17 protein-coding genes are annotated in these 13,660 nt (G+C 28.6%); 10 read left to right on the forward strand and 7 right to left on the reverse strand.

Annotated elements, in window-relative coordinates; all coding sequences use genetic code 11:
- Window position 1: 1 nt before the first annotated feature.
- The 4 genes from ACFO3U_RS09330 (at window position 2) to ACFO3U_RS09345 (ending at window position 1,708) form a co-directional block, all read left to right on the forward strand.
- The gene (locus tag ACFO3U_RS09330; protein WP_379741065.1) at window positions 2–382 is read left to right on the forward strand and encodes a hypothetical protein; all 381 of its coding nucleotides are present in this window, start codon (window positions 2–4) and stop codon (window positions 380–382) included.
- A gap of 8 nt (window positions 383–390) precedes the next feature.
- On the forward strand, window positions 391–966 hold the full coding sequence (locus ACFO3U_RS09335; protein ID WP_379741068.1) for a TMEM175 family protein: 576 nt from the start codon (window positions 391–393) through the stop codon (window positions 964–966).
- Between the two features lie 11 nt (window positions 967–977).
- The gene (locus ACFO3U_RS09340; protein WP_379741071.1) at window positions 978–1,340 is read left to right on the forward strand and encodes a DUF1304 domain-containing protein; all 363 of its coding nucleotides are present in this window, start codon (window positions 978–980) and stop codon (window positions 1,338–1,340) included.
- 89 nt (window positions 1,341–1,429) lie between these two features.
- Window positions 1,430–1,708 carry a hypothetical protein gene (locus ACFO3U_RS09345; RefSeq protein WP_379741075.1) on the forward strand — a complete coding sequence of 93 codons (279 nt, stop codon included), beginning with the start codon at window positions 1,430–1,432 and terminating at the stop codon, window positions 1,706–1,708.
- A 164-nt stretch (window positions 1,709–1,872) separates the two neighbouring features.
- Here ACFO3U_RS09345 and hutH read toward each other — a convergent pair whose 3' ends face one another.
- Window positions 1,873–3,375 (reverse strand): histidine ammonia-lyase, encoded by a 1,503-nt coding sequence (hutH, locus tag ACFO3U_RS09350; RefSeq protein ID WP_379741078.1) that lies wholly within the window; start codon window positions 3,373–3,375, stop codon window positions 1,873–1,875.
- 164 nt (window positions 3,376–3,539) lie between these two features.
- Here hutH and gcvT point away from each other — a divergent pair, with 164 nt between their 5' ends.
- A complete protein-coding gene (gcvT, locus tag ACFO3U_RS09355) occupies window positions 3,540–4,622 on the forward strand; it encodes a glycine cleavage system aminomethyltransferase GcvT (RefSeq protein ID WP_379741081.1) in 1,083 nt (360 codons plus the stop codon).
- 65 nt (window positions 4,623–4,687) lie between these two features.
- Here gcvT and ACFO3U_RS09360 read toward each other — a convergent pair whose 3' ends face one another.
- Together ACFO3U_RS09360 and ACFO3U_RS09365 are read right to left on the reverse strand one after the other, a co-directional pair.
- Entirely contained in the window at window positions 4,688–5,080 is a 393-nt protein-coding gene (locus ACFO3U_RS09360; protein WP_379741084.1) for a response regulator, read from the reverse strand.
- The gene (locus ACFO3U_RS09365) at window positions 5,077–7,437 is read right to left on the reverse strand and encodes a sensor histidine kinase (RefSeq protein ID WP_379741087.1); all 2,361 of its coding nucleotides are present in this window, start codon (window positions 7,435–7,437) and stop codon (window positions 5,077–5,079) included. Before ACFO3U_RS09365 ends, ACFO3U_RS09360 begins: the two co-directional genes overlap by 4 nt.
- Before the next feature lie 203 nt (window positions 7,438–7,640).
- Between ACFO3U_RS09365 and ACFO3U_RS09370 the strand changes: the two genes are divergently transcribed.
- Complete coding sequence (locus ACFO3U_RS09370) at window positions 7,641–8,351, forward strand: YebC/PmpR family DNA-binding transcriptional regulator (protein ID WP_379741090.1); 711 nt, start codon at window positions 7,641–7,643, stop codon at window positions 8,349–8,351.
- A gap of 98 nt (window positions 8,352–8,449) precedes the next feature.
- On the opposite strand, the gene ACFO3U_RS09375 is transcribed toward ACFO3U_RS09370, so the two are convergent.
- Window positions 8,450–8,791 (reverse strand): tRNA-binding protein, encoded by a 342-nt coding sequence (locus tag ACFO3U_RS09375; protein WP_379741093.1) that lies wholly within the window; start codon window positions 8,789–8,791, stop codon window positions 8,450–8,452.
- Between the two features lie 138 nt (window positions 8,792–8,929).
- Between ACFO3U_RS09375 and ACFO3U_RS09380 the strand changes: the two genes are divergently transcribed.
- Both ACFO3U_RS09380 and ACFO3U_RS09385 read left to right on the forward strand, forming a co-directional pair.
- Window positions 8,930–9,484 carry a thioredoxin family protein gene (locus ACFO3U_RS09380; RefSeq protein ID WP_379741097.1) on the forward strand — a complete coding sequence of 185 codons (555 nt, stop codon included), beginning with the start codon at window positions 8,930–8,932 and terminating at the stop codon, window positions 9,482–9,484.
- Between the two features lie 29 nt (window positions 9,485–9,513).
- Window positions 9,514–9,981, forward strand: coding sequence for a hypothetical protein (locus ACFO3U_RS09385; protein ID WP_379741100.1), 468 nt, complete (start codon window positions 9,514–9,516; stop codon window positions 9,979–9,981).
- A gap of 18 nt (window positions 9,982–9,999) precedes the next feature.
- Here ACFO3U_RS09385 and ACFO3U_RS09390 read toward each other — a convergent pair whose 3' ends face one another.
- From ACFO3U_RS09390 to ACFO3U_RS09400, 3 genes are all read right to left on the reverse strand, one after another.
- Window positions 10,000–10,497 (reverse strand): hypothetical protein, encoded by a 498-nt coding sequence (locus tag ACFO3U_RS09390; RefSeq protein WP_379741103.1) that lies wholly within the window; start codon window positions 10,495–10,497, stop codon window positions 10,000–10,002.
- A gap of 27 nt (window positions 10,498–10,524) precedes the next feature.
- The gene (locus ACFO3U_RS09395) at window positions 10,525–10,827 is read right to left on the reverse strand and encodes a c-type cytochrome (protein WP_379741106.1); all 303 of its coding nucleotides are present in this window, start codon (window positions 10,825–10,827) and stop codon (window positions 10,525–10,527) included.
- A 117-nt stretch (window positions 10,828–10,944) separates the two neighbouring features.
- Complete coding sequence (locus tag ACFO3U_RS09400; RefSeq protein WP_379741109.1) at window positions 10,945–11,877, reverse strand: peptidylprolyl isomerase; 933 nt, start codon at window positions 11,875–11,877, stop codon at window positions 10,945–10,947.
- Between the two features lie 177 nt (window positions 11,878–12,054).
- Here ACFO3U_RS09400 and ACFO3U_RS09405 point away from each other — a divergent pair, with 177 nt between their 5' ends.
- Window positions 12,055–12,774: a 3-ketoacyl-ACP reductase gene (locus ACFO3U_RS09405; RefSeq protein WP_379741112.1), complete on the forward strand. Its 720-nt coding sequence runs from the start codon at window positions 12,055–12,057 to the stop codon at window positions 12,772–12,774.
- Between the two features lie 57 nt (window positions 12,775–12,831).
- Window positions 12,832–13,623 carry a class I SAM-dependent methyltransferase gene (locus ACFO3U_RS09410; protein WP_379741115.1) on the forward strand — a complete coding sequence of 264 codons (792 nt, stop codon included), beginning with the start codon at window positions 12,832–12,834 and terminating at the stop codon, window positions 13,621–13,623.
- Window positions 13,624–13,660: the final 37 nt, after the last annotated feature.

Consider the following 13,660-nt stretch of genomic DNA (forward strand, 5'->3'; position numbering starts at 1 on the left):
GATGAAAAAAATAGTATTATTGTTTGTTGTTACTTTAGGATTTTCGTCTTTGAGTTATTCGCAAAATTGCAAAAACTATAAAAATGGTAAATTTAAACTTCAAGATGATGAATTGGGAGTTACATATATCATTGAAAGAAAAGGTAATCTTCAAACAGAACGCAAACTAGGAGAAGATACTGTTCTTGATTTTGAAGTTATTTGGATTGATGATTGTACTTATACATTGAAAAGCTCTGAAAAAACAGCAGCTTTTTTAAAGTCTAATGTTGATTTGATTGTAAAAATAAAAGATATTAGTGGTGATTTTTTAGAACTAGAAATGCATATGAAAGATTATCCACAATCAAAAATATCAACAATTGTTGAAGTCATAAATTAAAATATTTTATGAAAAAAAACAGACTCGAAGCTTTTAGTGATGGAGTTTTAGCCATAATTATTACCATTATGGTCTTAGAGTTTAGTGTGCCAGAAGGTCATACTTTTAACGACTTAAAACCTCTACTTCCTAAAGTTTTAGGTTACATTTTGAGTTTCATTTATATTGCTATTTATTGGAATAATCACCATCATTTGATGCACACAGTTGAAAAAGTAAATGGAAAAATTCTTTGGGCAAACATGCATTTACTGTTTTGGTTATCATTAATTCCATTTGCAACAGCTTGGCTTGGTGAAAGCGAATTTGCTCATTTTCCAATGTTTTTATACGGAATTGTCCTTTTAGGCTGTGCAATTGCTTACTTTATTCTTCAAAAGTGTATCATTAAATTTGAAGGTAAAGATTCACTTCTTTACAATTCTGTTGGAAAAGACAACAAAGGAAAATTATCAAATTTACTCTATATAATTGCAATTGCGTTCGCTTTATATATTCCTTTAATTTCTGGAATTCTTTATATAATTGTAGCTTTTATTTGGCTTGTTCCTGATAAAAGAATTGAAGATAATTTTAACCAATAAAAACAGAAAAGATGAATATTTTATCACAAATTATCATAGGTTTTGTAGCTTTTATGCATCTTTATTTTTTGTATTTAGAAATGTTTGCTTGGACCACAAAAGCACCAAAAGTTTTTACCAATTTTCCAAAAGACTTATTCAAACCCACAAAAGCAATGGCAGCAAATCAAGGATTATACAATGGTTTTTTAGCTGCTGGTTTAATTTGGACGTTCTTTATTTCAGATGAATTTTGGTCAAGAAATATTGCACTATTCTTCTTAAACTGTGTGCTTGTAGCAGCTATTTATGGAGCTTATTCGGTTTCTAAAAAAATATTTTTTGTACAAGGGCTTCCTGCTATTCTTGGGATTTTGAGTTTGTTTTTGGGTTAGAAAAATATTAAGAACATTAATCTTTGAAGATTTTCCACTATTTACAAAATTTTGCAGATATTTAAATAACAAATAATTACAAATACTTTATGACAGATTACGAAAAAGATTTTTACAAAAATTGGAATAACATTAAATTCATAAAAGATAGTGCAGGTAATAATTTGATTGTTTTATCTAACAAAATAAAAAAAACAAGTGCAGATGGACCTTATATTGATGGAGATATAGCGGAATTTATTTTTGAATTAAATAAAAGTAAAATTCTTTCTAATGAAGAAATTAATGAACGTGTAAAATTAGCAATTTTCTACATTAGTAAAGGAAATGAAAAAAACATTATTGAAATTTTAAATAAAAAATTTTAAAAAAATGGATTAAAAAAACATTCTCATTTATTAATATTCATGGTTTGCATTCAAAATCTTCTACTAAAAAATTCCAAGAAGAATTTAGTACTTGCAATCTTAATATATAAATTTAAGCAACTATTAAAAACATTGAAATATTAAGATAAATTTAAACAAAATTCCTAATCCTCCAACTCTATCTGAAAACTTTGTAAAAAAGCAATTGTTTTTTCAATGTCATAATGTAAGATTCGGTCTTCTTTTACAAAAGAAACTTCATCTCTGTATGATTTGATAAACATTTCAATAAATTCACTTGATTTTAATGGTCTTCTGAATTCTAACGCTTGAGAAGCATTCAATAATTCAATAGCTAAAATACGTTCTAAATTATCTACAATTCGCAATGTTTTTGTAGCTGCATTAGCTCCCATTGAAACATGATCTTCTTGTCCGTTACTCGAAACAATACTATCAATACTTGCTGGTGTTGCTAATTGTTTGTTCTGACTTGCAATACTTGCAGCTGTATATTGTGGAATCATAAATCCTGAATTCAAACCTGGATTATCTACTAAAAAAGCTGGTAATTCGCGTAAACCTGAAATTAATTGATACGTTCTTCTTTCCGAAATACTTCCCAATTCTGACAAAGCAATTCCTAAAAAGTCAAAAGCTAAAGCCAAAGGTTGTCCGTGGAAATTTCCACCAGAAATAATTTCATCTTCACCCACAAAAATATTTGGATTGTCTGTAACCGAATTGATTTCTGTTCTAAAAACTTTCTTTACATAATCAATAGTATCTTTACTAGCTCCATGAACTTGTGGCATACATCTGAAAGAATATGGATCTTGAACATGTTTCTTAGGTTGAGCTATAATTTCACTGTCTTCCAAAAACTCAGTTAACCTTCTTGCAGTTTGAATTTGGCCTTTATGGGGTCTTACCAAATGAATTAAATCATTAAAAGGTTCAATTCTTCCGTCAAATCCTTCTAAAGAAACAGCTCCAATTAAATCAGCTAAATAAGATAACTTACACGATTTTAATAAAATATAAACTCCATAAGCACTCATAAATTGGGTTCCATTCAATAAAGCTAATCCTTCTTTAGATTGCATTTCTATAGGTTGCCAATTCATTTTTTCAAGAACTTTACTTGAAGGTTGTCTAAAACCATCATAATAAACTTCTCCTTCTCCAAGCAATGGTAACGATAAATGAGCTAAAGGTGCTAAATCTCCACTTGCACCTAGCGAACCTTGTGTGTAAATAACTGGTAAAATATCATTGTTGTAAAACTCAATCAAACGTTCAACCGTAGCCAATTGAACACCTGAATGTCCATAACTTAACGATTGAATTTTCAATAATAACATAATTTTCACAATCTCACTTGGCACTTCTTCTCCTGTTCCACAAGCATGTGATTTTATTAAATTTTCTTGAAGTTTCGTTAAATTTTCATTGGAAATTATCACATTACACAACGAACCAAATCCAGTGTTAATTCCGTAAATTGGTTCTTCATGAGATTTCATTTTATCATCTAAATATTTTCTACATTTCTCAATGTTTACAATAGCTTCTTCTGACAAGGCTAACTTTTTATCTTCTAATAAAATAGTTTGAATTGCATCAATAGATAATAAATCTGAACTTATATAATAGGTAGTTTCCATTGTTAAATTTTAAGGTTTACAAAATTCAGCAAACAATTGTTAAAATGCAAGGTTTATTAACAATATTAACAAAAAATGATTTTTTGATAATTTATCTAATATTTAAAGTATAAAATAGTAGAATTTTCAATAAATTAGCACCTTTAAAAATATAATTTCAAAAAATGAAAAATACAGCTTTATCACACATTCACGAAAGTCTTGGAGCAAAAATGGTTCCGTTTGCAGGTTACAATATGCCTGTGCAATATGAAGGAGTTAATGCAGAACATGAAACAGTTAGAACAGCTGTTGGTGTTTTTGACGTTTCGCACATGGGTGAGTTTTTGTTAACTGGTGAAAATGCATTGGCTTTGATTCAGAAAGTATCTTCTAATGATGCTTCTACACTTGAAGTTGGTAAAGCACAATATTCTTGCTTGCCAAATAGTGAAGGTGGAATTGTGGATGATTTAATCATTTATAAAATCAAAGAAGAGCAATATTTATTGGTGGTAAATGCTTCAAACATTGAAAAAGATTGGAATTGGATAAAATCTCACAATGATTTAGGTGTTGATATGAAAGATTTATCGGAAGATTATTCTTTGTTAGCTATTCAAGGACCAAAAGCTGTTGAGGCAATGCAATCATTGACTTCGGTTGATTTATCTCAAATTAAATATTATCATTTTGAAGTAGCAGATTTTGCTGGAATTGAACATGTAATTATTTCTGCAACAGGTTATACTGGTTCAGGTGGATTTGAAATTTATTGTAAAAACAGTGAAGTAGAACAAATTTGGAATAAAGTTTTTGAAGCTGGTGCTGATTTTGGAATAAAACCAATTGGTTTAGCTGCAAGAGATACGTTACGTTTGGAAATGGGATTCTGTTTGTACGGAAATGATATTAACGATACTACTTCTCCTTTAGAAGCTGGTTTAGGTTGGATTACGAAATTCACAAAAGAATTCACGAATTCAGAAAACTTAAAAGCTCAAAAAGAAGCTGGTGTTTCACGTAAATTAGTTGGTTTTGAAATGGTGGAAAGAGGAATTCCTCGTCACGATTACGAAATTGTGGACGCTGATGGAAACAACATTGGAATTGTAACTTCTGGAACACAAGCTCCTTCATTAGGAATTGCTATTGGAATGGGTTATGTAACTGTACCATTTTCAACTCCAGATTCTGAAATTTATATTAGAATTAGAAATAAAGATATTAAAGCTAAGGTGGTGAAAATGCCTTTTTATAAGAAATAGAAGTTTACTTTATTAAAATTAATCCTAAAAAAAAACAGTTGTTTACTAATTTACAACTGTTTTTTTTATGAAATTATTTTTACTAAATCTTCTAAAGTTATTGGTTTTGTCAAATAACCCGAAATATTAGAATTACTTTGTGCTTTTAGTTTATCTTCAATAGCAATGGATGAACTGAGTATATAAATTCTAATCTTTTTTTCTTTTAAAATTGATGCAAATGGTTTTATTTGACAAATAAATTCCCATCCATCCATTAAGGGCATTTCAATGTCTAAGAGTATGATATCTGGTAGTTTTTCATTATTTGTCACAGCACTTTCAAGAGCAGCTAAAGCTTCTTGCCCATTTGAAAAAGTAGATAATGTTTCTAAATTCTCTGATTTTTGAATTATTTTTTGAGCAATAATTTTGAAAATCATGTCATCGTCTATGATCCATACTGAGTTTTTTTTCATAAGACAAAAATTTTAAACGTAGTTCCTACATTTGGTTCGCTTTCCACAATGATATTACCACCCATAGCATCAACCTGATTCTTGGTAATAAACAATCCAATTCCTCTGGAATCTGCTAAACCACTGAAGGTTTTATACATACCAAAAATTTTATTTTCATATTTCTTCAAATCAATTCCTATTCCATTATCAGCAATTTCAATAATTTTAAATTCTTTTTCACGATAGCATCTTAAAGTAATAATTGATTTTCTTTCTTTATGACAATAACGTATAGCGTTTGAGATAATGTTGAAAAGAATACTCTCAAGATAGGCTGGATTATAATTTATTTCTTCGTCATTACTAATTTGATTATCGACCAATACATCATGTAATTCAATTTGATTGGATAATAATTTTAATGTTGCTGACACATAATTGTACAAGTTTACTTTTTCTATAGTTAATGAAATATTTGTTTGAATATTAACTACTTCATTTAAATTTGTCATTGTTTCGTTAAGAGAATTAGATACAGATTTTAATAAGTCTAACAACTGCTTTTTTTCATCTTCTTTTTCAGCAGTCTCAATTAATTCAATCAAAGAACTTATATTACTTGTATGTGATCTTAAATTATGAGAAACTATATATGAAAAATTCAATAAACGTTCATTTTGTTGAGAAAGTAAGTCAAAGGAATGGTTTAAATTCTTTTCTATTTCCTTTTTTTTAGTGACATCAATCATAATTCCTCTTAAACTAACAGGTTTATTGTTATCAGAAACAACATTTACAATATCACTAAGCCAAACGAGCCTTCCGTCTTTTGCAACCATTCTATATTCAAAATCGTGGTTTAAGTTATAAGAGGTTTTATCAAGGCAGTAATTTAGAGTTTTTTCTCTGTCTTCAATATAGATATGATCTTGCCAAAATGTTTTGCTTGAAAGCCACTCTTCAGCAGTATAACCCAAAATATTTTCTACTTTTTTACTAATAAAACTGAATTCAAAAGTTCTAGCATCACATTCCCATACAATTCCGTCAATTGTATTTATTAATGATTCTATTCTTTGTTGAGAATTAATAATTAATCCTTTATTTTTCTTAAGTTCAGTTATATCTTGAATTAAGGCTATAAGTGTAGTTGCTTCTGAATTATCATTCTTTTCAAAGCGAGTAATCGTCAAATTTGCCCAAATAATCTTGCCTTCTTTTGAAAGATATCTTTTTTCAAATGTATATTCATCAGTTATTCCTTTTTTAATACTTTCAACGTTTTTTAGACTTCTTTCTATATCATCAGTATGAGTAATCTCTTGAAAATTCATTTCTCTCATTTCATCAACTGTGTATCCTAATAAATTACAAAATCTTTCATTTACATCTATAATTTTTTTTGTTTCAGCATCCACATTTACAATGCCAATAGCTGCTTGATCAAAAATAGCTTTAAATTTTAATTCTGTTTTTATTAATTTTTTTGCTTGGCTTTGAATTAAATATTTTAATTCTTTTGGTTTTTCAAGCAACATGAACATAAAATAACCTATAGTGAATGCTACTAATATTGCTATTAAAATTTTAATTAGAAACAATTTCAATAAAGCATTTGAATCTTTATCAATTATGTATAAATTCCAATCACCATCTGGAATATATCTTTTCACATAATTATTTTTTTTTGGTTTTATAGACTCTGGTAAATAAAAAACTTCTTTACCAGTATTTGGATTTACTTTTGATAATTGAAAATAAAAATTTTCTTTTTTTATAGATTGTATTCCAGATGTTTTTAATAGTTTATCTAAACTAATTACAACGGCAGAAAACCCCCAAAACTTATTTTTAACAAATATTGGAAGCCTGCCTACAATACCTTGTCCTCCTTGGGTTAATTCAAATGGTCCTGCGAAATATATTTTTTTTGTTTTTATTGACTTTAAAGCCTCTTTTTTAAACAATTCTGCATTTAAAATGTCTAAATTTAAAGCTGCTTTATTTTCTTCTAATGGATATATGTATTTTATTACTCCATTTGGCACCAATTCAACTGCAGATATACTGTTGTTAGATTCCAGTAATTGTTTAGCTATTAAATCAAAATCCTGAGGTATTCCTTCATCATTAATGGTAAGTGCTAAAGTAAGAGTTGTAGTATAAGAATTTTTGAGTAATTGTTCAATATTTTTAGAAATGACATTTAATGTGTTAGTCATTTCAGTTTTTTTATCTTCTTTGCTTATTTTATAATTCTGAAAAGCAATATAAATAAATAAAAAACTTAAAGTAGTAAAAACAATAGAGCCAAAAAATTTAGGTCTGTCAAAAAACCAATTTATTATTCTATAAAAATTTTTTGTAATATTCATTTATTATATTTATTTCTCTAAATTTTATTCCATAATTATTCCAGTTACTTTACCATCAATTATTTTCCTTAAATAATTTAAGTAGTAATTTAAATTTTATTTTATGTGATGAGTGAATAATACAAATATAAGCTTTATTGTTTAACAAATTTTGATATTGAATCTAAAAAAATTATTTTTGCTACGTTTAAAACAATATAGAAATGGGAAGAGCATTCGAATTTAGAAAAGCACGAAAAATGAAACGTTGGTCTGCAATGGCTAAAACGTTTACACGTATAGGAAAAGATATTGTAATGGCCGTTAAAGAAGGTGGTCCAAATCCGGAAACCAATTCTCGTTTACGTGCTGTTATTCAAAATGCTAAATCGGCAAATATGCCTAAAGATAACGTGGAACGCGCTATCAAAAAAGCATCCGATAAAGACACAGCCAATTTCAAAGAAGTTTTATTTGAAGGTTATGCTCCTCATGGAATTGCTATTCTTATTGAAACGGCAACTGATAATAACAATAGAACTGTAGCCAATATTAGAAGTTATTTTAACAAATGCAACGGAACCTTTGGCACACAAGGTTCAGTGGAATTTATGTTCGATCACACTTGTAATTTTAGAATTCCTGCTGAAGGAATTGATGTAGAGGAAATGGAATTAGAAATGATTGATTTTGGTGTAGAAGAAATTTTTGAAGACGAAGACGGAATTGTAATGTATGCTCCATTTGAAAGTTTTGGTGCTATTCAAAAAGAATTAGAATCAAGAGGTTTAGAAATTTTATCTTCTGGATTTGAGAGAATTCCTCAAGTAACTAAAGAACTTTCTCCAGAAGAAGTAGCTGATGTTGAGAAATTATTAGAAAAAATTGAGGAAGATGATGACGTGATGAATGTTTATCACAGTATGCAAGAATAATTTTTTTAGAATATAGAAAATAGAGCATAGAAAATAGATATTGTGAATAAAAGATTTAATAAAGTCTTTGTTCTGTTGTCTATTTTCTATGCTCTTTTTTAACCCACTCTAAGTCCATTTTCAACAGGTTTGTCAGAAGATAATAAAACTACTTCTTTAGCTTCACCTATTGAACCCAACAAAAGGCATTCACTCATAAAATTTCCAATTTGTTTTTTAGGAAAGTTTATGACTGCAACAATTTGCTTTCCTATTAACTCTTCTTTTGTATATTTTTTAGTGATTTGTGCTGAAGTCTTCTTCACTCCTATTGCATTCCCAAAATCAATATGAATTTGATAAGCCGGATTTCTTGCTTCTGGAAAATCATTCACTTCTAGTATTGTTCCAATTCGCATTTCTACTTTTTCAAATTCTGCCCAAGTTAATTCGTTTTGCATTTTATTAGTATCTCGTTTCAGAATCTTTTCAATAAAGACTCTATGTTATAAATGAATTCAAAAATAATAAAATCTTGTAACCTTTTGTAAAACTTTCCGTATAACAGTTAACAATCAACCACAAATCCAAAACTAAAAATGTCATTAACTCCATCAAACATGCTTTCGTTAGGAACAAAAGCACCTGATTTTTTATTACCAGCTTCTAATTTCAATACAAAGTTCAACTTCGACGATTGCAAAGGTAAATTAGGAACTTTAGTTATCTTTATGTGTAACCATTGTCCTTTTGTTTTGCATGTAATTGATGAAGTTGTAATGATAGCCAATGATTATAGAGTTCAAGGAATCGGAATTGTAGCCATATCAAGTAATGATATTATAAAATATCCTCAAGATGCTCCTGATAAAATGGCTGATTTTGCTTTAAAAAATAAAGTAGATTTTCCTTATTTGTTTGATGAATTTCAAGAAGTTGCAAAAGCTTATGATGCAGCTTGTACTCCAGATTTTTTCTTATTTGACAATCTTGACAAACTAATTTACAGAGGACAATTAGATGATTCAAGACCTGGAAATGGAATTCCTGTTAGTGGTAGTGATTTAAGAAATGCTATTGATAGTATAGTCTATAATAGACATTTAAACGAAGTTCAAAAACCAAGTATGGGTTGTAATATTAAGTGGAAGTAAATTTATTGACAAATTATAATTATTAATTGATGAAAATATTCCCAACTAAAGAAATAAAATTTAGGTTAATTGATAATCAAGAAGATACATTAGAAAGATTAAAGCGAAGAACAGAATATTCTAAAAATTTTATCTCAAGTTATACTGATAAATCTTTTCGCGGAATCATAAAAAATAATACTTTTAAAATAATTTCCTCTGAAATTGGAAAAGGTGCATTGTGTGTAATGTCTGGAAAAATTGAAAATAAAAATGGTTTTGTAAATCTAGAAGTTAATAAAGCGTTTAAAGTTTTATTTAGTATCTTATTCATACTACCAATTGTTGCAATTATTTTTCAAACTATAACAAATCCAAAAGATATCATTTTCTATATTTTGGTAGCAATTGGACAATTATTTATTATTAGATTCATTTTTATAACTATATTCTTTTCAAAAATGTACAAACATAGTATTAATAGATTAAGAGATGTTTTGGATATTGAATACTATTAAAATGAAATATCAATAACACTACTCCATCACAACCTCAATAGGACTATTACTTCTTGGTCCAAATTTACGAGCTTGTTTTTCGTTTTCACTTGAGCATAAGATATAAAGATTAAAACTGTTTAATTCAATAATTTGAGTTTTGAACCTATTGTTTAAATCTTCTACTTTAATACTGTATTGCTCAGCAGGAAATGTATTTGTAACAGATAATAAATAATTGTCTTTTGCATATGGAAAAAACCAACGTTCCTTTTCTCCTTGCTTACTAATCAAATAGTTTTTGGAGAAAATCATGGGTTTATTTCCATCTTTCCAACTCAATGTATTGTTAGTGTTTATGACTTCTTTACCTTCTTTATCAATTAGCGAAATTTTAATGTTGTCTAGATTTATAGTTTTACCATTTTCATGAACATCAACCACTAAATAAGAAGTAAAATCAAAACCACAATGTTGTATTTGACTGAATGAGAAAAAAGAAAATAGAAAAAAGAGTATAGAAAATAGATGTTTCATTGGATATATTTTTTTTGCAAACTCAAATTACATACCATTTGTTACATAATCATATATTTTTTCTCTCTCTACATCAGAAATTCTTGCTTTAGGTTGCATCCATTTTAATACAGAAGCCCATTTTTCAGGAGTACGAGAAGAAGGCTCATATAATTTATGACATTTAGCACAATTAGCTTCAAAGATAGCTTTACCTTCAATTTGATTTTGAGTTAAAACAACTTCAGATTTTACTTCTTTTTCAATGTTTTGTGTAGTTGGAATTACTTTAGGAGAACAAGAAAATATGACAATTGTCATTGATGCAAATAATATAGATTTTAATTTCATTTGTATTGGTTTTAAAAAAGTAAAAATATAAAAAAATCCCAATAAAATTAATCATTGGGATTCTTATTATTTGTCAGTTAGTCATTTCAGTGTAAACGGCTAACAGTTAGCTTAAAACTACTTAACATCCATTAATTCAACATCAAAAATTAAAGTTGCGTCTGGTGGAATAACTCCTCCAGCTCCTCTTGAACCATAACCTAAATGTGATGGAATTACAAAACGAGCTTTGTCTCCAACTTGTAATAAGGCAATACCTTCATCCCAACCAGAAATAACTTGCCCAACTCCTAATTGAAAATCAATTGGTTGTTTTCTTTTGTATGATGAATCAAAAACTTGTCCGTTTTCTAACGACCCTTGGTAATGAACAGAAACATTTTTTCCTTTTTCAGCTTGTTTACCACTTCCTTTTTGAATCATTTTGTAACGTAAACCACTTTCCGTTTTATCAAAACCAGCGGCTAATTTTTCTAAAGCTTCTTCAGCTAATCTTTTTTGTTCCGCTATTCTTTTTTCACGAGAACCTTCAAATGTTCTAAAAGCTTCAATTGCATTCCAATTTTTAGCTTCATCTCCCACTCTAATAATCTCGATAGATTCAATTAAATCTTCTTGAGCAACAGCATCAACAACATCTTGTCCTTCAACCACATGTCCAAAAACAGTATGTTTGTTATCTAACCATTCAGTTGGAATATGTGTAATAAAAAACTGTGAACCATTTGTTCCTGGTCCAGCATTTGCCATAGATAAAACTCCTGGTCTATCATGTTTTAATTCTGGATGAAACTCATCGTCAAATTTGTAACCTGCATCACCAGTTCCAGTTCCTAGTGGACATCCACCTTGAATCATAAAATCAGGAATTACACGGTGAAATTTTAATCCATTGTAATATGGAGTTCCCATTGGTTTTGCAGTGTTTTCTAACTGACCTTCAGCTAATCCTACAAAGTTACCAACTGTTCCTGGTGTTTTATCATGAGTTAATTTTACTAAAATGCTACCTTTAGGTGTATTAAATTTTGCGTAAATTCCGTCTTGCATGTTTTTTAATTTAAATTTAGAGTGCAAAATTAGTGATTTTATTAGACATAAAAAACTTCAAAATCATAACAAAACTCTAAAATATAAGAACTTAAATTTATAATTAATTTAAGGTTTGTAACAAGTCTAAGACTCATTAATTTCTTAATTTTACTTTCAAATAAAAAACAAAGTGAAATGGAAAATTTAAAAGGTAGAAAAGCAATAATAACTGGAGGAAATAGAGGACTTGGAAAAGCAACTGCATTAGCTTTTGCAAAAGAAGGTATTGATGTTGCCATTACTGGAAGAAGTGAAAAAAGTTTACAAGAAACGGTTGCAGAATTAAAAGCATTAGGTGTAAATGCTACTTACTCTGTTTTTAATATTGGTAATTATGAAGAAGTTCAAAAAGGAATTAAGCAAATTATCTCCAACTTTGGAAGTGTTGATATCTTAGTGAACAATGCTGGTGTTGCTGCTTTTGGCTCTTTTAATGAGATGCAAGTTGATAAATGGTCAGAAATCATTCAAACAAATGTCATGGGAATGTATTATGTTACAAAAGAAGTACTTCCGTTTTTAATAGACAAAAATAAAGGTGATATCATTAATGTTTCTTCAACGGCTGGATTAACAGGAAATGCAAATACTTCTGCTTATTCTGCTTCAAAATTTGCTGTCATTGGTATGTCAGAATCTTTAATGAAAGAAGTTCGCAAAAACAACATCAGAGTTTGCACCTTAACACCAAGTACAATTGCATCTGATATGTCAATTGAATTAGGAATCGCAAACAAAGACTCTGAAGATTCTGTTTTACAGCCTGAAGATTTTGCTGAATTAATCGTAGCTGGTTTAAAATTACCAAGAAGAGCCATGTTAAAAGGAGCCTCACTTTGGTCTACAAATCCATAATTTTTTTGTCAATTTATTTTTTTGAAGTAAATTGTTCAAAATTAAACTAAAAACTATATGAATATTGATGATTATCAGAGTGTAAATAAAAAAGCATGGAATAAACAAGTTGATGTTCATGTAGCTTCTGAATTTTATAATGTTCCCGATTTTTTAAAAGGTAAAAACTCGGTTCCTGAAATTGATTTAAGCCTTTTAGGAGACATCAAAGGAAAAAGTATTTTGCATTTGCAATGTCATTTTGGACAAGACACGCTTTCATTAGCAAGACTTGGAGCTAATTGTACTGGAATTGATTTATCTGACAAAGCCATTGAAAAAGCTCAAGAATTAAACAAAGAATTAGGCTTAGATGCCAAATTTATTTGTTGTGATGTTTATGAAACACCTAATCATTTAGACGAAAAATTTGATATAGTTTACACAAGTTATGGAACAATTGGTTGGTTACCCAATTTAGATAAATGGGCAAAAGTAATTTCTCATTTTTTGAAACCCAATGGTAAATTGGTTTTTGTAGAATTTCATCCAGTAGTTTGGATGTTTGATGATGATTTCACCAAAATTCAATACCATTATCACAACGAAAAATCAATTCAAGAGGAAAACACAGGAACTTATGCAGATAAAAATGCTGCTATTTCAAATAAATATATTAGTTGGAATCATTCACTTTCAGAAGTTTTCCAATCACTTTTAAATAATGGTTTACAAATTGAATATTTTGAAGAATATGACTATTCAAATTACAACTGCTTTAATGAAACGATTGAATTTGAACCTAATAAATTCAGAATAAAACATTTGGAAAATAAAATTCCTATGATGTATAGTCTGGTAGCAATATAAAAGTAAATCCATTCAAGAGCAATTCCTGTTTTAAAAT

Source organism: Flavobacterium ponti (genome assembly GCF_042652765.1).
GTDB lineage: Bacteria > Bacteroidota > Bacteroidia > Flavobacteriales > Flavobacteriaceae > Flavobacterium > Flavobacterium ponti.

Excerpts from the sequence above, each read along its gene's own strand:
- ACFO3U_RS09385 (WP_379741100.1), top strand. The coding sequence starts at position 9,514 with ATGAAAATATTCCCAACTAAAGAAATAAAATTTAGGTTAATTGATAAT.
- ACFO3U_RS09345 (WP_379741075.1), top strand. The coding sequence starts at position 1,430 with ATGACAGATTACGAAAAAGATTTTTACAAAAATTGGAATAACATTAAA.
- ACFO3U_RS09380 (WP_379741097.1), top strand. The coding sequence starts at position 8,930 with ATGTCATTAACTCCATCAAACATGCTTTCGTTAGGAACAAAAGCACCT.
- ACFO3U_RS09395 (WP_379741106.1), bottom strand. The coding sequence starts at position 10,827 with ATGAAATTAAAATCTATATTATTTGCATCAATGACAATTGTCATATTT.
- ACFO3U_RS09340 (WP_379741071.1), top strand. The coding sequence starts at position 978 with ATGAATATTTTATCACAAATTATCATAGGTTTTGTAGCTTTTATGCAT.
- ACFO3U_RS09370 (WP_379741090.1), top strand. The coding sequence starts at position 7,641 with ATGGGAAGAGCATTCGAATTTAGAAAAGCACGAAAAATGAAACGTTGG.
- ACFO3U_RS09400 (WP_379741109.1), bottom strand. The coding sequence starts at position 11,877 with ATGCAAGACGGAATTTACGCAAAATTTAATACACCTAAAGGTAGCATT.
- ACFO3U_RS09335 (WP_379741068.1), top strand. The coding sequence starts at position 391 with ATGAAAAAAAACAGACTCGAAGCTTTTAGTGATGGAGTTTTAGCCATA.
- ACFO3U_RS09365 (WP_379741087.1), bottom strand. The coding sequence starts at position 7,437 with ATGAATATTACAAAAAATTTTTATAGAATAATAAATTGGTTTTTTGAC.
- ACFO3U_RS09410 (WP_379741115.1), top strand. The coding sequence starts at position 12,832 with ATGAATATTGATGATTATCAGAGTGTAAATAAAAAAGCATGGAATAAA.
- gcvT (WP_379741081.1), top strand. The coding sequence starts at position 3,540 with ATGAAAAATACAGCTTTATCACACATTCACGAAAGTCTTGGAGCAAAA.
- ACFO3U_RS09375 (WP_379741093.1), bottom strand. The coding sequence starts at position 8,791 with ATGCAAAACGAATTAACTTGGGCAGAATTTGAAAAAGTAGAAATGCGA.
- ACFO3U_RS09360 (WP_379741084.1), bottom strand. The coding sequence starts at position 5,080 with ATGAAAAAAAACTCAGTATGGATCATAGACGATGACATGATTTTCAAA.
- hutH (WP_379741078.1), bottom strand. The coding sequence starts at position 3,375 with ATGGAAACTACCTATTATATAAGTTCAGATTTATTATCTATTGATGCA.
- ACFO3U_RS09330 (WP_379741065.1), top strand. The coding sequence starts at position 2 with ATGAAAAAAATAGTATTATTGTTTGTTGTTACTTTAGGATTTTCGTCT.
- ACFO3U_RS09390 (WP_379741103.1), bottom strand. The coding sequence starts at position 10,497 with ATGAAACATCTATTTTCTATACTCTTTTTTCTATTTTCTTTTTTCTCA.
- ACFO3U_RS09405 (WP_379741112.1), top strand. The coding sequence starts at position 12,055 with ATGGAAAATTTAAAAGGTAGAAAAGCAATAATAACTGGAGGAAATAGA.